The organism is Rhizobium sp. AG207R, from assembly GCF_027109195.1.
Lineage (GTDB): Bacteria > Pseudomonadota > Alphaproteobacteria > Rhizobiales > Rhizobiaceae > Rhizobium > Rhizobium dioscoreae.
The window spans coordinates 1-18950 of sequence record NZ_JAEPVT010000018.1 but is presented as its reverse complement, the minus strand read 5'-3'; the positions used below and the strand labels follow the sequence as shown (position 1 = coordinate 18950).

The 18950-nt window shown below is 60.4% G+C and carries 15 protein-coding genes; 5 read left to right on the top strand and 10 right to left on the bottom strand.

Going from position 1 to position 18950, the window contains the following annotated elements; genetic code table 11:
• Positions 1 to 29: 29 nt before the first annotated feature.
• Entirely contained in the window at positions 30 to 1157 is a 1128-nt protein-coding gene (recF, locus tag JJQ51_RS30965; protein ID WP_152094671.1) for a DNA replication/repair protein RecF, read from the bottom strand.
• A 363-nt stretch (positions 1158 to 1520) separates the two neighbouring features.
• Here recF and JJQ51_RS30960 point away from each other — a divergent pair, with 363 nt between their 5' ends.
• Positions 1521 to 2324, top strand: coding sequence for an APH(3'') family aminoglycoside O-phosphotransferase (locus JJQ51_RS30960; RefSeq protein WP_269245709.1), 804 nt, complete (start codon positions 1521 to 1523; stop codon positions 2322 to 2324).
• Positions 2325 to 2394: 70 nt separating this feature from the next.
• Here JJQ51_RS30960 and dnaJ read toward each other — a convergent pair whose 3' ends face one another.
• The 3 genes from dnaJ to JJQ51_RS30945 form a co-directional block, all read right to left on the bottom strand.
• Entirely contained in the window at positions 2395 to 3540 is a 1146-nt protein-coding gene (gene dnaJ / locus JJQ51_RS30955) for a molecular chaperone DnaJ (protein ID WP_152094670.1), read from the bottom strand.
• A gap of 84 nt (positions 3541 to 3624) precedes the next feature.
• The gene (dnaK, locus tag JJQ51_RS30950; protein ID WP_269245708.1) at positions 3625 to 5544 is read right to left on the bottom strand and encodes a molecular chaperone DnaK; all 1920 of its coding nucleotides are present in this window, start codon (positions 5542 to 5544) and stop codon (positions 3625 to 3627) included.
• Between the two features lie 397 nt (positions 5545 to 5941).
• Positions 5942 to 8362: a transglycosylase domain-containing protein gene (locus JJQ51_RS30945; RefSeq protein ID WP_152094669.1), complete on the bottom strand. Its 2421-nt coding sequence runs from the start codon at positions 8360 to 8362 to the stop codon at positions 5942 to 5944.
• A 612-nt stretch (positions 8363 to 8974) separates the two neighbouring features.
• On the opposite strand from JJQ51_RS30945, the gene JJQ51_RS30935 reads away from it, so the two are divergent.
• Together JJQ51_RS30935 and JJQ51_RS30930 are read left to right on the top strand one after the other, a co-directional pair.
• Entirely contained in the window at positions 8975 to 9097 is a 123-nt protein-coding gene (locus JJQ51_RS30935; protein WP_257714005.1) for a hypothetical protein, read from the top strand.
• Positions 9098 to 9329: 232 nt separating this feature from the next.
• Entirely contained in the window at positions 9330 to 9572 is a 243-nt protein-coding gene (locus tag JJQ51_RS30930; RefSeq protein WP_095433530.1) for a DUF982 domain-containing protein, read from the top strand.
• Positions 9573 to 9799: 227 nt separating this feature from the next.
• Here the strand turns inward: JJQ51_RS30930 and JJQ51_RS30925 are convergent, their stop codons facing one another.
• The 5 genes from JJQ51_RS30925 to JJQ51_RS30905 form a co-directional block, all read right to left on the bottom strand.
• Positions 9800 to 10681, bottom strand: a complete 882-nt coding sequence (locus JJQ51_RS30925) for an SH3 domain-containing protein (protein WP_113330912.1) — start codon at positions 10679 to 10681, stop codon at positions 9800 to 9802.
• Between the two features lie 705 nt (positions 10682 to 11386).
• Positions 11387 to 12856 (bottom strand): efflux transporter outer membrane subunit, encoded by a 1470-nt coding sequence (locus JJQ51_RS30920; protein WP_113354112.1) that lies wholly within the window; start codon positions 12854 to 12856, stop codon positions 11387 to 11389.
• 350 nt (positions 12857 to 13206) lie between these two features.
• Complete coding sequence (locus JJQ51_RS30915) at positions 13207 to 14151, bottom strand: phosphoribosylaminoimidazolesuccinocarboxamide synthase (protein ID WP_152094695.1); 945 nt, start codon at positions 14149 to 14151, stop codon at positions 13207 to 13209.
• Between the two features lie 143 nt (positions 14152 to 14294).
• Positions 14295 to 14978, bottom strand: coding sequence for a phosphoribosyltransferase (locus JJQ51_RS30910; RefSeq protein WP_145324538.1), 684 nt, complete (start codon positions 14976 to 14978; stop codon positions 14295 to 14297).
• A gap of 12 nt (positions 14979 to 14990) precedes the next feature.
• The gene (locus JJQ51_RS30905; protein WP_145324536.1) at positions 14991 to 15791 is read right to left on the bottom strand and encodes a pseudouridine synthase; all 801 of its coding nucleotides are present in this window, start codon (positions 15789 to 15791) and stop codon (positions 14991 to 14993) included.
• A 361-nt stretch (positions 15792 to 16152) separates the two neighbouring features.
• On the opposite strand from JJQ51_RS30905, the gene JJQ51_RS30900 reads away from it, so the two are divergent.
• Positions 16153 to 16872 carry a response regulator gene (locus JJQ51_RS30900; RefSeq protein ID WP_092720253.1) on the top strand — a complete coding sequence of 240 codons (720 nt, stop codon included), beginning with the start codon at positions 16153 to 16155 and terminating at the stop codon, positions 16870 to 16872.
• A 3-nt stretch (positions 16873 to 16875) separates the two neighbouring features.
• Positions 16876 to 18228, top strand: a complete 1353-nt coding sequence (locus tag JJQ51_RS30895; protein WP_269245707.1) for an ATP-binding protein — start codon at positions 16876 to 16878, stop codon at positions 18226 to 18228.
• Positions 18229 to 18294: 66 nt separating this feature from the next.
• Here the strand turns inward: JJQ51_RS30895 and JJQ51_RS30890 are convergent, their stop codons facing one another.
• Positions 18295 to 18501 carry a hypothetical protein gene (locus tag JJQ51_RS30890; protein ID WP_092720247.1) on the bottom strand — a complete coding sequence of 69 codons (207 nt, stop codon included), beginning with the start codon at positions 18499 to 18501 and terminating at the stop codon, positions 18295 to 18297.
• Positions 18502 to 18950: the final 449 nt, after the last annotated feature.

The window sequence follows — 18950 nt, the reverse complement described above, 5'->3', positions numbered from 1 at the left end:
AGTCTAGCACAATCGAGGGCGAGGAGGCGCTAGGATTTCGTAATGCCGCCATGCGCCACGGTAAAGAATTGCGCGCGCTCGCCAAGAGCCGAGAACATGGATTTGTCCGTGCCGGTCATGAAGGCCTGGCCGCCGAGCCCGTCGATGAGATCGAAAAGCGCAGCACGCCGTCCCTCATCAAGATGGGCGGCGATCTCGTCGAGCAGCAGGATCGGCGCATAGCCTGTGAGATTGCCAACTAAACGCGCATGGGCAAGGATGAGGCCGACGAGAAGCGCCTTTTGCTCACCGGTCGAGCACCGCTCCGCTTCCATATCCTTCTCGCGATGCCTCACCAGAAGATCGGCCCGATGCGGCCCATCCAGTGTGCGACCGGCGGCCGCGTCGCGGTAACGCCCCTCGCGCAGCATATCGGCATAGGTGTCTTCGAGATCGACGGCCGGCCGGTCGAATTGTCCGTCGAGGAAGCCGGAAAGCTCCAGTGCCGCCGATGGAAACGGCGTCGCCTCGCGCGTTTCGGCGATCAGTCGCGAAAGGAGGCCGAGCATTTCCTGCCGCGCGATCGCCATGGCGATGCCGAGGCTTGCCATCTGTTCCTCGATGCCGCCGAGCCAGGATGGATCGAACCGGCTTTCGGATAAAAGCTTGTTGCGGCTGCGCATGGCGCGCTCGAAATCGCTGGCGCGGCGGCCATGGGCGGGGTCAAGCGACAGGACTAGTCGGTCAAGGAAACGGCGGCGTTCCGAGGAGCCGCCGGTAAAGAGGCCATCCATGGCCGGCGTCAGCCAGAGAACGCGCAGATGATCGGTCAGTTCGTCGACCGTCTTGGCTGGAGTGCCGTTGATTCGCAGCCGACGGGCGGCTGATTCGTCGGTCGTATCGATGCCGGTGCCGATTTCGACGCTGCCATCCATGCCCTCGAGCTCCGCGAAGATGGAAAAGCCGCCTGGCGCATCGACCCGGGTGACATCGGTATAGGCGGCGCGACGCAGGCCGCGGCCAGGCGATAGCAGGGAGACCGCTTCCATGAGATTGGTCTTGCCGGCGCCGTTGTCGCCGGTCAGCACCACGTGCCGCTCGTCAAGCGTCAGCGCCGCCGCCGCATAGTTGCGGAAGTCGGTCAGCTTGAGGCGCGAGATGGAAACCTTGTTCGGCATCTGTCTTTAAGATTCGCAATCGATGGCCGAGGGGTATGCCGAACCCCGCGCAAGTGCAAGGTTTTTGCCGATGGTTTGAAATGTAAGCGCCGTCACGGGCCACCCTCGTCCTTCGACGGGCGCAGGATGAGGGTTGGAGTGAAGCCGCAGGCTGAGGGAAGCTGTGGGCAAAGCGAGGGGATGAGCCCTCATGGTGAGAGGCCAAGGGGCCGTCTCGGACCACGAGGGCGGGTGATTCGCCCGCCATTCGGCATCCTTGTCTTTTGAGGAGATCTATTTGAATTCCTGCCGATATTGGCATTAACGCACGGCACTACCTATATCGCCATGCTCGGGGAGGTTTGGGATGAAAGGGGGCATCAATTGGAATTTGCAAAAGCACTGCTCGTGCATACGCGCGCCGATTGGGCGCGCGTGAAAACGGGCGAATCGGGCGATCTCGTCTATCGCCGCGAAGATGGCCTTGCTTATGCGAAAATCGCGTCGTCAGCCCGGTCGGCCGATCTTGCAGGCGAACGCGATCGGCTGCTTTGGCTGCAGGGCAAGGGTGTCGCCGTCCCAGGAGTTATCGATTGGCGCGAGGTGGAGGAGGGTGCATGCCTGATCATGACAACAATTCCCGGCATACCGGCAGCCGAGCTGGATGGAGATGCGCTGCTGAAGGCCTGGCCATCGATGGCGCGGCAGCTGAAATCTCTTCATGAGCTGCCGATTGATCGATGCCACTTCGATCGCAGCCTGTCGCTGATGTTCGCAAAGGCAGCGGATGTGGTTTCGCGAAATGCCGTAAACCCAGATTTCCTGCCGCCGGAGGATCAGGATAGGCCGGTCCGCGAACTGCTTGATCGCGTCGAGCGCGATCTGCCGGTTCGGCTCGATCAGGAAGCCATCGACAGGGTTCTCTGCCATGGCGATGCCTGCATGCCCAATTTCATGATCGATCCGCATAGCCTGCAATGTACCGGGGTGATCGATCTAGGCCGTGTCGGCAAGGCCGATCGTTATGTCGATCTCTCGCTGATGATTGCCAATGCCGAGGAAAGCTGGGTGACGCCCGAACAACGAGAGCGAGCCTTTTCGATCCTGTTCGAAACCCTGGAAATCGCAGAGCCGGACCGCGAACGTCTCGCCTTCTACCTCCGGCTCGATCCGCTGACCTGGGGCTGATTCGCGCATGCCAATAAAAAATCCGGCCGAATCATCGGCCGGATTCATGTGAAACATTTTGATTCGCGGCTCAGTCGCTGAACGTGTCGAAGAAATCCTTCATGCGGGCGAAGAAGCCTGTCGATTCGGGATTGTTGTCCTTCGAGGAGATTTGCTCGAATTCCTGCAGCAGTTCCCGCTGCCGTTTGGTCAGCTTCTGCGGCGTCTCGATCTGGATCTGGATATAGAGATCGCCGACCTGGCTGGAGCGCAGCACCGGCATGCCCTTGCCCTTCAGTCGGAACTGCTTGCCGACCTGCGTCCCCTCGGGAACGGTGACGCGCGATTTGGTGCCGTCGAGCGTTGCGACATCGAAGGTGCCGCCAAGTGCCGCGGTCGTCATCGATATAGGCACCGCACAATAAAGATCGGCGCCATCGCGCTGGAAGAACTCATGCGGCTTGACGGAGAGGAAGATGTAGAGATCGCCCGCCGGTCCACCGCGCAGACCAGCCTCGCCTTCGCCCTGCAGGCGAATGCGCGTACCATCTTCGATGCCGGAGGGAATGTTGACGGAGAGCGAGCGCTCCTCGGTCACGCGGCCCTGGCCGTGGCACTTGGTGCAGGGATCGGGGATGATCTGGCCGCGGCCATGGCAGGTCGGACAGGTGCGCTCGACCGAAAAGAATCCCTGCGCAGCGCGCACGCGGCCGGAACCCTGGCAGGTGCCGCATGTCTTCGGCTGCGTGCCGGGCTTGGCGCCCGAGCCGGAACAGACGTCGCAGGTGATCGAGGTCGGAACCCGGATCTGCGCCGTCTTGCCGCTGAAGGCCTCCTCCAGCGAGATTTCCATATTGTAGCGAAGATCGGCGCCGCGCTCGCGGCCGCCGGAAGAACGCCCGCGCGAGCGGCCGCCACCCATCATCTCGCCGAAAATGTCCTCGAAAATATCGGAGAAACCGCCGCCGCCGAAACCGGCTCCGAAGCCGCCACCGCTGCCCATGCCGCCATGCTCGAAAGCGGCGTGGCCATAGCGGTCATAGGCTGCGCGCTTCTGCGGGTCCTTGAGCGTTTCGTAGGCTTCGTTGATTTCCTTGAACTTCCGCTCGGCATTGCTGTCGCCCGGATTCTTGTCCGGATGATATTGCATTGCGAGCTTGCGAAAGGCGCTCTTCAGCTCTTTCTCGTCCGCCGTCTTGGAGACGCCCAACGTCTCGTAAAAATCCGCTTTTGCCATATTAAGGATTAGAACCCCGGAAATGGATTTCCGGCTGCCAAAAGGCAGCCGGATCTAAGTTTCCTCAAACCTTTCGGTTCGCGCTTATGCAGACCGCTTGCGGTCGTCTTCGTCCTTGATTTCCTCGTAATCGGCATCGACGACATCGTCCTTGCCGCCTGCTGCCGAGGCATCACCGGAACCGGCTTCCGCCTGCTGGGCCTCATAGATCGCCTGGCCGAGCTTCATGGAAACCTCCATGAGCGTCTGGGTCTTGGCCTTGATGTCTTCGGCATCCGGCTCGGAAGCTTCGGTCGCCGTCTTCAGCGCTGCGATCGCGTCGGAGATCGCGGTGCGATCGGCTTCGCTGACCTTGTCGCCGTAATCCTTCAGCGACTTCTCGCTGGAGTGGATCAGGCTTTCGGCCTGGTTCTTGGCTTCAACGCCTTCGCGACGCTTCTTGTCTTCAGCGGCATGGGCTTCCGCATCCTTGACCATCTTCTCGATGTCGGCATCGGAGAGACCGCCGGAAGCCTGGATGCGGATCTGCTGTTCCTTGCCGGTGCCCTTGTCCTTGGCCGAAACCTGAACAATGCCGTTGGCGTCGATATCGAAGGTGACTTCGATCTGCGGAACACCACGCGGTGCCGGCGGCAGGCCGACGAGGTCGAACTGGCCGAGCAGCTTGTTGTCGGCAGCCATTTCACGCTCGCCCTGCGAAACGCGGATGGTCACGGCCGACTGGTTGTCGTCGGCGGTCGAGAAGGTCTGCGACTTCTTCGTCGGGATCGTCGTGTTGCGTTCGATCAGACGGGTGAAGACGCCGCCCAGCGTTTCGATGCCGAGAGACAGCGGGGTCACGTCGAGGAGCAGAACGTCCTTGACATCGCCCTGCAGAACGCCGGCCTGGATGGCGGCGCCGAGTGCGACGACTTCATCCGGGTTGACGCCCTTGTGCGGCTCCTTGCCGAACAGCTGCTTGACGACTTCCTGTACCTTCGGCATGCGGCTCATGCCGCCGACAAGAACGACTTCGTCGATTTCGGCAGCGGTAACGCCGGCATCCTTGAGCGCTGCCTTGCACGGAGCGATGGTGCGCTGGACGAGATCGTCGACTAAGCTTTCCAGCTTGGCGCGGGTCAGCTTCAGCGTCAGGTGCTTCGGGCCGGTTGCGTCTGCCGTGATGAAGGGCAGGTTGATTTCGGTCTGCTGCGAAGAAGACAGTTCGATCTTGGCCTTTTCGGCAGCTTCCTTCAGACGCTGCAGAGCGAGCTTGTCGGCCTTGAGGTCGATGCCGTTGTCCTTCTTGAACTCGGCAACGAGGTATTCGACGAGACGCATGTCGAAGTCTTCACCGCCGAGGAAGGTGTCGCCGTTGGTCGACTTCACTTCGAAGACGCCGTCGCCGATTTCGAGGATGGAGATATCGAAGGTGCCGCCGCCAAGGTCGTATACGGCGATGGTCTTGCCGTCCTTCTTGTCGAGGCCATAAGCGAGTGCTGCAGCCGTCGGCTCGTTGATGATACGCAGAACTTCAAGACCGGCGATCTTGCCGGCATCCTTGGTTGCCTGGCGCTGAGCGTCGTTGAAGTATGCGGGAACGGTTATAACGGCCTTGTCGACCTTTTCGCCGAGGTAGGATTCGGCGGTTTCCTTCATCTTCTGAAGGATCATTGCGGAAATCTGAGCGGGCGAATAGCCCTTGCCGTTGGCTTCGACCCAGGCGTCGCCATTGTCGCCCCGAACGATGTTGAAGGGAACAAGGTGCTTGTCCTTCTCGACGGTCGGATCTTCGTAGCGGCGGCCGATGAGGCGCTTGACAGCGAAGAGGGTATTTGTGGGGTTGGTGACAGCCTGGCGCTTGGCCGGCTGGCCGACGAGACGTTCACCGTCGTCGGTGAAGGCAACCATGGAGGGGGTGGTCCGGGCGCCTTCGGCATTTTCGATCACTTTTGCGTCCTTACCGTCCATGACGGCGACGCAGGAATTTGTCGTTCCAAGGTCGATACCAATTACTTTTGCCATGTCATTCTCTCCTTGAAGCAAGCTATCGGAACCCCTGTCAGGCATTCCATTGACAGCCCCTTACGGGATGGTCTTGAGGATTGCGCAGCCATGACTGCGGTGATGCCGCGTATATAAGTAGCGGTTTTACTGACTGCAAGGCAGGAAATAGCCTGAAATCCAGCAAAACAAATGGTTTGTCGCCCAAATTCCATGTGGTCCCGTATGCGCCGGGGATCAGCGGATTTGACACGACCGCGTATCAGAGCAGCCTTGCCGCGGCCATGCAAGCGTCTGCTGCATGATTCCTTAAATCGGGATCGATTTAGGGAAAAAATTATGCAGCAGATATGAAGGGCTGCGGCGGCCTTTGCGCGCGATATATGACGCGCGGCGCTGTAGGCGCAAAATTGCAATTTTATCGGCCGAGGATGACGTCGAGCAGCGACGAGCGGTGCGACCGTGTGGTGGCGACCGGAGCGCCGCTGTCGCCGACATCGGCAGGCGGTATATCGCTATCATAGGGGTTGGAGCTGTAGGGATTGGTATCGTCGGCAAGATTTGCAGGCGGCAAATCCTGCGGATCGTCGTTGGCGGCGGTCTGGTTGACGATCTGCGGCTGGATCGGCTGCTGCGACGGCCTTTGCTGCAAGGTCGGCTGCTGCACCGGCTGTCCACCATCGGCGACGCCGGAGATGATGTTGCCGATGGTGGTCGGCTGGTCGCTGTTCGGCGCCGTCTGCGCCATTGGCAGGCCGTTGTCGATGATCTGGCCGCCGCCGAAGATCGGCGTCGGCGTAATGCCCTTGTGGGCGGCGACCATGAATTCCTTCCACGCTTTCGCCGGCAGCCCGCCGCCAGTCACCTTGCGCATCGATTTGCCGTCGTCATTGCCGAACCAGACGCCCGTGGTCAGATGGCTGGTGAAGCCGACGAAGAGCGCGTCGCGAAAGGATTGCGTCGTGCCTGACTTGCCGGCCGCCTGCCAACCGGGAATGCGCGCCGCCTTGCCGGTGCCATTGGCGATGACGCCCGCCATCATGGCGTTCATGTTCGTGACGATATCCGGGTTCAGGACGCGCTCCGGATTGTCGGTATTGGCCTGGTAGAGCACCTTGCCGGAAGCGGCCGTCACCTTGGTGATGACATGCGGAGCCACTTTGTAGCCGCCGTTCATGAAGGTGGCATAGGCGGAGGTGAGCTCCAGCAGAGATACTTCCGAGGTGCCGAGCGCGATCGAGGCATTGGCCTGCAGGTCGGATTCGATGCCGAGCCTGCGGGCAACCTTGATGACCTGGTCCGGCCCGACTTCGGCGACGAGCTGCGCGGCAACGGTATTCAGCGATTTAGCCACCGCAGTTGCTAGCGTCACCGGGCCGCTGTAGCGCTGCTCGTAATTCTCAGGCGCCCAGTTGCCGATCTTGACCGGCATGTCGTTGCGGATCGAATTCGGCGTCAGGCCCATCTCAAGCGCCGCGGTATAGACGAAGGGCTTGAAGGCGGAGCCGGGCTGGCGCTTAGCCGTCACGGCACGGTTGAACTGGCTCTGCGCATAGTCGCGGCCGCCGACGAGTGCGCGGATCGCACCCGTCGCATCGACGGAGACGAGTGAGGCCTGCGAGGCGTTGAGCTTCTTGCCTTCCTTTTCGAGCACGTCGCTCAGCGCCTTCTCGGCTTTTTCCTCCAGCGACATGTCGAGCGTCGTGTCGACGATCAGATCTTCCTTGACGTCGCCGCCGATCAGCTTCGGCAACTGGTCCATGACCATGTCGGCGACGTAATTCTCGGCACCGCTCCAATAGCTCTTCGATCGGGTCGGCGGCTGCGCCATCGCCGTCTTGATGTCGGATTCGCTGATGAAGCCCTGGTCGTGCATCGCCTGCAGCACGAGCTGCGCGCGGGCCTCGGCGGCGGCCGGATCGCGGGCCGGCGACAGTCGCGAGGGGGCCTTGACCAGACCAGCGAGCATGGCGGCTTCGCCGAGATTGACGTCCTTTGCCGATTTGTTGAAGTAGCGCCGCGAGGCAGCCTCGACGCCATAGGCGTTGGAGCCGAAATAGACGCGGTTCAGGTACATCGTCAGGATCTGATCCTTGGTGTACTTGTGCTCCAGCCACAGCGCCAGCAGCACTTCCTGCACCTTGCGTTCCAGCGTGCGGTCCGGCGAAAGGAACAGGTTCTTGGCGAGCTGCTGCGTCAGCGTCGAGCCGCCTTGGACGGCATGCCCGGTTACCACATTGGTCACGACGGCGCGGGCAAGGCCGATCGGGTCGAAGCCGAAATGCGAATAGAAGCGCCGATCCTCGATGGCGATGATGGCTTCCGGGATATAGGGGGACATGTCGCCGAGCGCGACCGCTTCGCCGCCCGTCGTGCCACGATTGGCGATCAGGCTGCCGTCGAGATCGTTGATCTTGACGTTCGGTGGCCGCTCTGGGATCGACCACGTGCTGGCGCTCGGCATGCGCGAGCCATAATAGGCGACGAGACCGGCAAGGCCGATGCCGGCCCAGAGGCAAAGCACGAGGCCCCAGTAGATCGTCGAACGGATGAAGCCGAAAAAGCCGCGCCGCGGCCGCGCACGACGTGCCGGTTTGCGGCGGTTGCTGGCACGGGTGCGGCGAGGCTTTTCGACCACGGGTTCATCCTCGTCGTCTTCATCCTCGTCTTCGTCGGGTTCCGGCTCTTCATAGTATGTTTTGGAAGAAGACGAATATTTCTTGGCCGAGCGCCTGTTGCCGACGATGCGCTCCCCGGCATTGAATCCGTCCTCGATGCGTTCTCGGCCGCTGGAAAAGGATGGTTCTATCCTCTGGCGTGATTTCTTCTTATCTGCCATTGCCGGCCGGTCGTACCTCGGTGCCCTTGTATTCCATGTCTTCTATCAGGCTGATTACGGGAGCGGTAGAAATCCTTAAGCTTGATCCGTCGCCTGGTCGGCGCGCGACCTCGAAAACCCTCATTGGCTTTCAAGGCGGAGCAACCCGCTATTCGTCCACGCACCGCTCGTGAAGACATCAAGTCCCGCCTGAACTGTAAATGCGGCGATTTAAGGAGGGATTAAGAACATTCCGATTCGCTTGCCGCTGCCTTCGCCCGGCGCCTGCCAAGCGTGTGCAGGGAACTTTTCGCCATCCTGAGCATTATCCCCTCACAAAAACGATAGAGGGCGAACCCATGAGTTCATTGCTGAAGATAGAGGAAGTTGAAGAGAGCAAGTTGCGCGAGGTCTGGAGCGTCGAGGATTTCGTCCGGCGTCATCGGATTTGCAAGGAGGAGGAAGCCCGGCTGAAAAAGCTGTTCGGCGACTTCGCAACAAAGCAGGAATTGCTCTCAAACGCGCAAAGGCCGCCCCAATTCCGTTGATGGGTCGCTGAAGGATTTGGCAGGCCGGCGCGATGTTTCGTGGGCTGCTGCGACCGAGCGATTCGCAGCGGAGGAGGCTATGCCGATGTGGAAACGTTTCGAATTGTGGCTGGTCGACCAGATTGACCGGATATTTGGCCTCGAACGGCTCGCACGCCGCGCCGGTTTTTCCCCGGATGAGGCAAGGCGGATCGCACGTGAAAAATAGATCGCCCGTGCGGCTTCCGTTATCCGCGACCATGCCCGCTCTCCTGAAATCTCAGGACAGCGCTTCGCTTGCCTTCATACGGAGCGAGGCTGCGATCCAAATGCGTCGATACTTCGCGCGGCGCACGCAATCTTCCATATTTTCGAATGGGCTGATCAAGGTTATAGTATTGACATGTGGCCGTCTTGCAGGGCGGTTCCAAGCAATTGGTAGCGCGTGAGGAGGAGTGTTCATGCGACACATCAAATGGAGCAATCCAATTGAGATCGGTTTTGCTCAGGGTACGTTCCAGGTCGTGACAGGCCCGTCCGAGGCCCTCAATTGCATGGCCAATCTCTGGCCTGACCGGCGCGGTCCGCTCTACGTGGCGGCAAGAAGCCTTTGCCGGGCTGCCATCGACGGCCGCAAGTCCGCCGAAGAGGCACGGGAAATGTTCATCTCGGCGACGCGGGAAGCGCATCTCAAGATGCATTGAAGCATGCCGCTACCACCGCGGATCAACCGCCCAAATCTTGCGAACCGGCGGAAGCGCGGCAGAAGGCGAGAGTTTTGAGCGCGTTTCCTCCACGAAAGCATCTCTTGAATGCAGCTCCCCCATGATGGTGAGCGCATTCTCCTCGGAGGCGATGCAATCTCATGAAAAGGCCGGCGACTTTCGAAGTCGCCGGCCTTTGGTTTTTCAGGCGGTCGCAGGGCTGGCCGTCAGCGGTTCGAGCCTCTCACGGACATCCGACAATTGGGCTCCGACGCGGGGCATGGATCCCTGTGGTCAGGGCTATAAGGCCCCGGCTCGCCTGCATTCGGCCGCGGATTGGCCTGCGGCGGCGGCTGCTGCGGCTGTGGTTGCGGTTGAGCCTGCTGCGGTTCCGGACGCGGGCGGTTGTCCGGACGATTATTGTCAGGGCGATTGTTGTCGCGCTGGCGATCCGGCCGGTTACCCCAATCCTGGTTGTTGTCCGGGCGCTGTCTGCCCCAGTCGCGATTGCCGTCGCGTTGCCTGTCCCAGTCGCGATCACGGTCGGGCCGGCGATCCCAGTTGCGGTCCGGTCTGTCATTCCAGTCCGATCCGCGATCCCAATCGCGATTGCGATCCGGGCGACGGTCCCAATTGCGGTCCGGCCCGTTATCCCAGCCTGGAGGATTGCGGTCCCAGCCGCTGTCGGGGCGGCGATCGACCCAGCCCGGGCCGCGCCGCCAGCGGTCGCGGTCACGATAGAAGTCGCGACCGCGATAATAGCGACCCCAGTAGTCGTCGAAGTTGAAGACCACCGTCGGGATGCCAAGCGGGCGGTAATATTGCGGACCGACATAGATGCGGCGTGACTGATAGGTTGCCTGGATATAACGACCCGCAACCCATCCGCGGCCGCCATAGAAGGAAACATCGCACCATGGCGTATCGTTAAGGCAGCCGTTGATCTGAAGCGGCACACCGACGGGGATCATCGTCACTGCCGGATAGGCGGTACTCGGACCGGACCGCATGTTGACGTTCGCGGTGGCAAAGCCTTCTGCCGCTTCCGCGATGGCTGGCAGCGCCACGAGCGCCGCCAGAATGCCCGCCGCAAGAATCTTGAACCTCATAGATTACTCTCCCTTTGCGCATCCAAGCCGCGAAATCGCCGGCTGGTGCCTGTTCCGCTGTCGTGCGCCTACCCCGGCGCTCTTCGGTAAGACTTTCCAATTTCGGCAAGATAAAGGCCTGGCGCTGCACGGAATCTGATAGGATTCCATGGTGCCTCTTCAATCTTTACATGTGTTGTAGAAGTAATTGCATGAATGCAGCTTGAACGGCATCAGTTCGAAACTGAAAAGCTGCGAGTCTTTTTGACAAGGCTCACTTGCCTTCCTCGGCATTACCGGCGTAGCAGCGTCGGCTGCCTCAAGGTTTTTTCGAAGAAACTAAAAAGCGGCCTTGAAATTGACACCTTGGACGCCGATATACGATCCAGTCATGCAGCCGATGGGCGCTGGCGCGCTGGAAAGCGAGCCGTTTGGTCCGTCGATATCATGGAAGCAGCGTTAACTCTTCGTTGACCTTTCATAATCAATCTGGCTGCAGTTCCGCCCTTGCCTTTGACCACGGATGTACTGGCACTGATGCGAAGGCGGATGGCGAAAGGCCGGATCATTCCGGCCTTTTTTGTTTTTGGTTATGGCGTGTTCGCGCAAGCGTAGCACGCCATTTTCATTTTCGCCATTTCCTTGCGCTCAAAAGAAAACCGCCACAGATTCCCGCGGCGGTTCTCGGTTTAAGCGATAAGACCAGGCGTAGCCCGGTCAATGTGCTTAGTTCGTCTTCTTGGCCGCAACCTTGATGGCCTCGGCTTTGGCTCTGGTCGGCCCTGCGGCAATGGTCGCCTTGCCGGCTGGCACATAGCCTGCGCCGATCGCGACGTTCAGCGAGATATAGTCGAGGGCGCTCTGCTGAATGGCTTGCGCCAGGCTCTGCTGGGCTGCGGTCACGTTGCGCTGTGCGTCGAGAACGTCGAGCAGCGAGGATGCACCGTCCTTATAGCTTGCCGTCGAGAGCTGCAGGGCTTCCTGATAGGACTTGACCTGAGCCTGCAGCGCGGCGACCGTCTGTGCGTCACGCGCAACTGCGGATAGCGCGTTTTCAACCTGTTCAACAGCTTCTCGCACCGTCTGCTGCCAGGCGAGATAGTTCTCACGGCTTGTCGATTCAGCGCTCTTGACACCAGCGCGCAGGGCGCCGCCATCGAAGATCGGCAGGTTCAGCGACGGGCCGAAGGACCAGGTGGTCAGACCACCGCTCGCCGATGAGGTATGGATGTAGGTCGGCGAAATCGAGCCGCTAAGCGTGATCGACGGGAAGAGCTTGGCTTCGGCAACGCCAATCTGGGCCGTCGAAGCTGCGAGGGTGCGCTCTGCCACGCGAATATCCGGACGGTTACGGATCAGGTCTGCCGGAACGCCGCTGCGGACGCTGCCGCGGAACACCGGCTGTCTGCCGCTACCCTGCATCTGCGCGATGATCGTCGATGAAGGAACGTTGAGCAGCGTTGCAATATGATGCACCTGCTGGCGATAGCTGATTTCATAACCAGGCACCAGAGCCAGCGTCTGATTGACGAGGCCTTCCGCCTGAACCACATCAAGACGTGATGCCGCACCGGCTTCGAGCTGGAACTTGGTCAGCGAAAGAGTATCGCGCCGCGATTTCAGGTTCTCCTGCGCGATCGAGATGAGCCTCTGATAATACCGGGCATTGACGTAGCTGTTGGCGAGATCCTGCAGATAGGTCAGGCGCTGGACGTCGACGGTCGAGTAGGCGGCGTCGAGCGAGGCGTTGGCGCTTTCCGTTGCGCGGCGATACTGACCCCACAGGTCGAGCAGCCAGGAAGCCGAAGCAGTGCCCGTCGTCGTGTTCCGTCGTCCAGCTGAGCTTGATACTCTCGAGCCACCCTTCTGGCCGCTGGTCGTGTTGTCGCCGGAGACAGTAAGGCTTGGGAGGCCGCCTGCACCTGCCGTGACGACGGCAGCTTCTGCCTGGTTGATACGTTCCAGTGCCTGCTGGATGGTAAGGTTCTGGGCAAGTCCCTGTGCGGCGAAGGCATTCAGCTTGGAATCGCCGAAAGCAGTCCACCATTGCGAGCCGGCGATATCGCCGTTCGCCTTCGTACCGCCCTCCGAGAATTTGGCCGGGAGAGGCATTTCCGGTGGCTTATGGTCTGGGCCGCTGACGCAGCCTGCCAAAACAAGCAGCAGGGCGGGGGCGGCAGTACGAATGGAAACCATCACATTGTCCCACAATTCAATTTACTGATCAGTTTTTTTTCGGGATCGGCGTGACCCCATATGCTGGCGCTCCAGTCTTACGCAACACAAACAATGACCCGAAGCGGTCGGCGTCAATCTAGCAATGAGTTTTGCAATAGCACAGTGGCTTTTACGAATTCTCGGCTGCGAACATATGTGGGATCGGCCGAAATATCAGCGTGCCGTTAAAAAAAATCTAAGGTGTTGCAAAAAACATACCCTTTTGCGCACCACTCAAGGCTGCAGCGTAGCCAAAAATAGGCCAACGCCGCAACTCTAGGGAGTTGCTTCGCAGAATCGCTCCAGTCGAAAGTCCGTTCGGACTGTCCTTACGGGAAGTAGCGAGCGAGGCTTGCGCGAACCCGGTCAAGCGGTGTCGCGCCGCGATCGTCAGGCACGAAAGACATGCCCGTGATTGCTTCATAGGCGCGGATATAGACTTTGGACGTCTGTTCGATGAGGTCGCTCGGAATCTCCGGAATCTCGTCCTTGTAAGGATCGCAGCGCTCGGTGACCCAGGCGCGGACGAAATCCTTGTCGAAGCTTTCCGGGCGTGCCCCCTTTTCGAATCTGTCCTCATAGCTGTCGGCCAGCCAGTAGCGGCTGCTGTCGGGCGTATGGATCTCGTCGGCAAGGATGATGGTGCCGTTTTCGTCGGTTCCGAATTCATATTTGGTATCGACGAGGATCAGCCCGCGCTTGCGGGCGATGTCCTGCCCGCGTGCGAACAGGGCAAAAGCATAATGTGTCAGCGTCTGCCATTGCTCTTTTGTCAGAAGCCCGTGCTCGACAATCTGGGTCGGCGTCAGCGGCTCATCGTGTCCGCCGTCGAATTCCTTGCTCGTCGGCGTGATGATCGGCTCGGGCAGGATCTGGTTGTCGCGCATGCCATCCGGGAGCGTGATGCCGTACATCTCGCGCTGACCCTTTTTATAGAGCGTCAGAACCGATGTGCCCGTGGTGCCGGCGAGATAGCCGCGAACGACGACCTCGACGGGCAGGATATTCAGCCGCTTTCCGACGACGACGTTCGGGTCCGGATAGTCGATGACATGGTTCGGGCAGATATCGCGTGTCTGTTCGAACCAGTAGCGGGCCGTCTGCGTCAGCACCTGACCCTTGTAGGGGATGCAGGTAAGGATGCGGTCGAAGGCACTCAACCGATCGGTACTGATGATAATGCGGCTGCCATCGGGCAGATCGTAATTCTCGCGCACCTTGCCGCGATAGTAGTTGGGCAATTCGGGGAAATGGGCTTCGGAGAGAATTCGCAACGCGTCCACCAACAGGCTCGTGCATCCGCACGGCGGATGCTTCTTGAGCGGACCCTTAGCGCATTGCAGCCGGAATCGGAACGGTTTTCACATATAATAATATGGAAACGGCTCCATTCGTCGGGGCGCGGGCGCGAAAAGTGTCAGCCCGGCCGGCGCCAGCAACCGTTTTCACCTTGCTCGAGGATCGGTGTCGAAAACACGCCGACGATCCTCTCGCTCCATCGCTTCCCGTTGAGATCGACACGATCCCGCCAGCGATCGGATTGCAGCATGGCCGCGCCGATCACGACAGGCTCGATATTGCAGGATGCCAGGAGAGCAAGCCCGGACACGATCGACGCGCCGCTGGAGATGACGTCGTCAATGAGTGCCACGCGCTTGCCTTGCAGCAATGGCAACATGCGCGGATCTATATAAAGACGCTTTTCCTGGTTCGGCGTGGTGATGGAGGAAAGCGTGACCGACAGTTCGTCGCGATACCAGAACTTGCGCGATGTCCCGAGCGGCACGTAACGCGCATGGCCACGTGCGCGGGCAACTGCTGCTGCCAGCGTCAGACCGAGGGTCGGCAAGCCGGCGACGACATCGATATCATAAGCTGCTATCCGCTCCACAAGCGCCTCCGCCAGAGCTTCCAGCACGGTGAAGCTTGCCTGGTTGACGATCAGCGATGCCAGCGCATGTTCGCCATCGGCAAGGACCCGGATCGGCAGACGCAGCTGACGCCCGTCCGGCAATTCGGCGACATGAAAATCCGTGCGCTCCGCCATGGGATCGAACGTGTCAGGCGCATGCAGCTCCTGCCAGAAGTCATGGGGTTGCATGGCAGCCTGCCTCTATCTGTTGATCTTCATTCCTGCGCGCCGGTGCAACCCGAGGATCTCTGCCTCGGTCAGGGCTCTAGCGGCCCCCTTCGGCAGATCGCCGAGCGCGATATCGCCGAAGGCGACGCGCACCAGCCGCAGGCATTCGATGCCGAGCGCCTCGAGCATGCGCCGTATCTGACGGTTGCGACCCTCCTTCAGCTCCACCTCGATCCAGCCATTGCGATCGCCGCTGCGCAGGAGGCGGGCGGAACTGGCGGTCAGCAGTTCGCCATCGTCGATGATGCCGCGTTCCATGCGCGAAAGCTGCTCGTGATCCATGATCCGGTCGACCTGCACATGATAGGTCTTGCCGACATGGCTGACCGGATCGAGCAGGGCCTGCGCCAGCACCGTATCATTGGTAAAGAGCAGCAACCCCTCGCTCGCCTTGTCCAGTCGCCCGACCGGAGCGAGGTGGCGGGCATCGATCTCCTTCAGGCAGTCATAAACCGTCGGTCGCCCTTCAGGGTCATCGCGGGTGGTCACCAGCCCGCGCGGCTTGTTCAGCATGAAATAGAGTTTTTTCTCCGCAGCGATTTCCGTGCCGTCGACCGCGAATTTCGAATGTTCGAGATCGACCCAGACGGCGGGATCTGACACTTTGCGCCCGTCCACGCTCACACGGCCGGCAGCGATCAGCGCCTCTGCCTGGGTGCGGGAGCAATAGCCGAGCTTGGAAAGCGCCCGCGGCAAGGTCACGCGCTTGCCCTCTGGCTCCGGCCTGCCTTTCGCCGCCCTGCCGGATCTCTGCGGTGATTGCCGTTGGCTCACCCGTCTTGCCTCATATGCTTGTTGCCGTGGCCCGGCATGGCAGCCGGTGGAGCACAATCCTTTCGCATGGCAGCGAACCGGACGCAAATCGCATTGTCGAGGCAGGATCGGAAAGACCGATCTGAAATGCAGACAGGGCTCGCATTTCATGGATGCGAGCCCTGTCGCGGACCGGAGCGGGCGATGGGGTCGGTAGACGGCAACATGGCTGCCGCCATTCGCTCCGGAGGGATCGCGATTGCAGAGAAACTGCACTGCTTCTTTTGCTGGGATTTTTCAAAAGAGGGGAAATTTGTTACAGTTTGTAACGCCGGCCGTTTCCCTGTTGCCAAGACCGCCTCTCGCCCCGCATGGAAGAGCCATGGTTTCCGCATCGCTGCTTCTGGTCGAGGACGACCGCGAGATTAGGGCGCTCCTGGAAGAGTTCCTGAGCCGTGAGGGTTTTTCCGTGCAGGCGGCCGACAGCGCCGCTGCCATGGATCGCCTTTTGTCCAAGGGCTTTCCTGATCTGATTATCCTCGATCTGATGCTGCCCGGCGAAGACGGCCTGTCGGCATGCCGTCGTATCCGCGCCCGCAGCAAGGTACCGATCCTCATGCTGACGGCGAAAACGGAAGATATAGACCGCATCCTCGGCCTCGAAATGGGGGCCGACGATTATCTCGGCAAGCCTTTCAATCCGCGCGAGCTCCTGGCGCGCATCCGCGCCATCCTCCGCCGTTCCGGCCCGGAGCGGCCGGAAGATATCAGCCGTCCGTCGAGGAGAAAGAGCTTTGCGGGGCTGACGGTCGACCTTGATGGCCGGGTGATCGAGATGGACGGTGAGCGCGTCGTGCATCTGACGACGGCCGAATTCGATCTGCTCGTCTGCTTCCTCGAAAGGCCCCGCCGTGTGCTGTCGCGTGAGCAACTGCTCGATTGGACGCGCGGCCGCGGTGCCGATCCTTTCGATCGCACCATCGATGTCACGGTCTCCCGCTTGCGCACCAAGCTCGGCCATTGTCTGCCCGATGGCGCCCATATCATCACCACCGTGCGCAACGCCGGCTATCTCCTCACAATGGACGTGAAAGATGTCTGAGCCATGCTGAAACTCGGTCTCGTCGCCCGCATCATCATGATCGTCGCCGTGGCATTGTTCATTATCCAGCTTGCGGCTTTCGTTGCCGCGCAGCTCAAGCCGGATACGCCATTCAATCCGGAACTGTCGCCGGCCATGCAGGTCAAGACGGCGGTCCGTCTTCTCGATGCCGTTCCGCCTGAGGCGCAGCCGATCGCCGTGCGGGCGCTGCATGCCTATGGTTTGGCGATACGGCTTGCCGATGCGCCGGCAGCCGGTGAGAAGAGCGAGACTTCGGATCTGACGCTTACCGGCAAGCTGGCGCGTGAATTCGTCAACATCGCCTTCGGCAACCGCTACTTCAACATGCGCTCGCTGTCGGAAAGACCGCAGGGCTGGTTCTCGGTCGGTGCGCCGGACCGGATCATGGAAGTGTCGATCGGCGTCGCCGGCGGCAAGATTGCGGTCTTCAATCTTCCCGAGACCCCGACCGTGAGATTGCGCGGAATTCCCATCGGCCTTATCTCGGGCATTCTCGGCATGCTGGTCGCAGTCATCGCCATTGCCGCGGTGGCGCGCGAAACCCGGCCCTTGACGCGCCTGTCGCGAACCGTCAACTCGATAGGCAATGGTCTGCAGCCGGTTCATATTCCTGAAAGAGGCGCCTGCGAGCTGCGCATGCTGATCAAGGCGATCAACGCCATGCAGCTGCGCATCGCCGCCCTGGTCAGTAATCGTACCCTGATCCTCGGAGCGATCTCGCATGATCTGAGGACCTATCTCACCCGCTTCCGCCTGCGCATGGAAATGATGCCGGACACGCCGCATCGAGAGCGGGCGATCGCGGATGTCGAGGCCATGCAGCGGCTGGTGGAGGATGCGCTCGGCTTTGCCCGCAGCACCGTCGTTTCGGAAGGCAAGACCATCGTCGATCTCGATGCGGCCATTCGAGGTCACCTTGCGGAGCGGCAGGACGGGCAGGGCCTCGCGGGTTTTGCGCCGATCGGGCAGTCGATCGGGGTGACGATGACCGAGACCGCTCTGGTACGGGTACTCGACAATCTTATCGACAATGCGCTGCGCTATGGTGGCCGGGCCGATATTGTCATCGAGCGTCGTGGCGACCACGCCGCCATCGTTGTCGGCGATCGCGGACCGGGCATCCCGGAAGAGCGACGCAAAGAGGTCCTCGAACCCTTCGTGCGGCTGGAGGAATCGCGCAATCGCGATCTCGGCGGCAGCGGGCTCGGCTTGGCGATCGTCCGCCAGATTCTCGATGCGCATGGCGGCACACTCTGTCTGGAAGACCGCGAAGGAGGCGGCCTGAATGCCGTCGTCCTGCTGCCGCTGGCGGTAATGGAAAAAAGAGCGGCCTGAAGACAGGCGTCGCTTAAGCGTCGATCGCGCCCGGGCACGATCGACGCGGTATGCAAGGCGGCCCACTCAATGGCAGGTCAGGAAGCTCTGCAGCTCTTGCCGGCTCAAGACAATGCCAGCCGCCGCCTTCTGCGGATCAGGATGCGTATAGGTGAAGCTCGGCAGGTCGGGCAGATCCAATGCCTGGCGCATGCTCATAATACCGAGCGCACGGCGGCCGTTAGCGCTGTCGAAGCTGACTTCGATAATGCTTTCCGGTCTTGTAGTATGCATTTTTTCCTCCCTTCCCCTTTATATCTAGCCTCAACCATAGCAGAAACCTTAGGGAAAATCTTGGTTTTTCTGAGGCTTGCGGTCGAGGGATTTGCCCCGGAAACCCGATCTGTCGTTCGGTTGCTTGTAAGGAAGGGCTTTAATGGATGCGTAGGGCGCATAATAGGGAGAACGTCTTCAGATTCTGACGCCAGAGCAAAATTTGACCTTCCGGACAAGATTTTTGCAGCTTTTGAGGCAAAAACCACCTGTTTTCCGTCGCGCCCCACAAATCCGCTTTTTAATTCAATCACTTACAAAAATGTCAGAATTTTTACAGCGAGCCTGTTGACTATATCGGGTTGGGGGGTCTATAAGCCCGATCACTGACGAGGGCGGCGGCGCTGCTGGCGACGAAGTCTCTCGCTCTGGTGTTTCCTGGATTGGCTGCGATGCTGATTGGTGGTTCT

What these genes read in the sequence shown, in the direction of transcription:
- recF (WP_152094671.1), bottom strand. Translation starts at nt 1,157, where the DNA reads ATGCCGAACAAGGTTTCCATCTCGCGCCTCAAGCTGACCGACTTCCGC.
- dnaJ (WP_152094670.1), bottom strand. Translation starts at nt 3,540, where the DNA reads ATGGCAAAAGCGGATTTTTACGAGACGTTGGGCGTCTCCAAGACGGCG.
- dnaK (WP_269245708.1), bottom strand. Translation starts at nt 5,544, where the DNA reads ATGGCAAAAGTAATTGGTATCGACCTTGGAACGACAAATTCCTGCGTC.
- JJQ51_RS30945 (WP_152094669.1), bottom strand. Translation starts at nt 8,362, where the DNA reads ATGGCAGATAAGAAGAAATCACGCCAGAGGATAGAACCATCCTTTTCC.
- JJQ51_RS30935 (WP_257714005.1), top strand. Translation starts at nt 8,975, where the DNA reads ATGTGGAAACGTTTCGAATTGTGGCTGGTCGACCAGATTGACCGGATA.
- JJQ51_RS30930 (WP_095433530.1), top strand. Translation starts at nt 9,330, where the DNA reads ATGCGACACATCAAATGGAGCAATCCAATTGAGATCGGTTTTGCTCAG.
- JJQ51_RS30925 (WP_113330912.1), bottom strand. Translation starts at nt 10,681, where the DNA reads ATGAGGTTCAAGATTCTTGCGGCGGGCATTCTGGCGGCGCTCGTGGCG.
- JJQ51_RS30920 (WP_113354112.1), bottom strand. Translation starts at nt 12,856, where the DNA reads ATGGTTTCCATTCGTACTGCCGCCCCCGCCCTGCTGCTTGTTTTGGCA.
- JJQ51_RS30910 (WP_145324538.1), bottom strand. Translation starts at nt 14,978, where the DNA reads ATGCAACCCCATGACTTCTGGCAGGAGCTGCATGCGCCTGACACGTTC.
- JJQ51_RS30900 (WP_092720253.1), top strand. Translation starts at nt 16,153, where the DNA reads ATGGTTTCCGCATCGCTGCTTCTGGTCGAGGACGACCGCGAGATTAGG.
- JJQ51_RS30895 (WP_269245707.1), top strand. Translation starts at nt 16,876, where the DNA reads ATGCTGAAACTCGGTCTCGTCGCCCGCATCATCATGATCGTCGCCGTG.
- JJQ51_RS30890 (WP_092720247.1), bottom strand. Translation starts at nt 18,501, where the DNA reads ATGCATACTACAAGACCGGAAAGCATTATCGAAGTCAGCTTCGACAGC.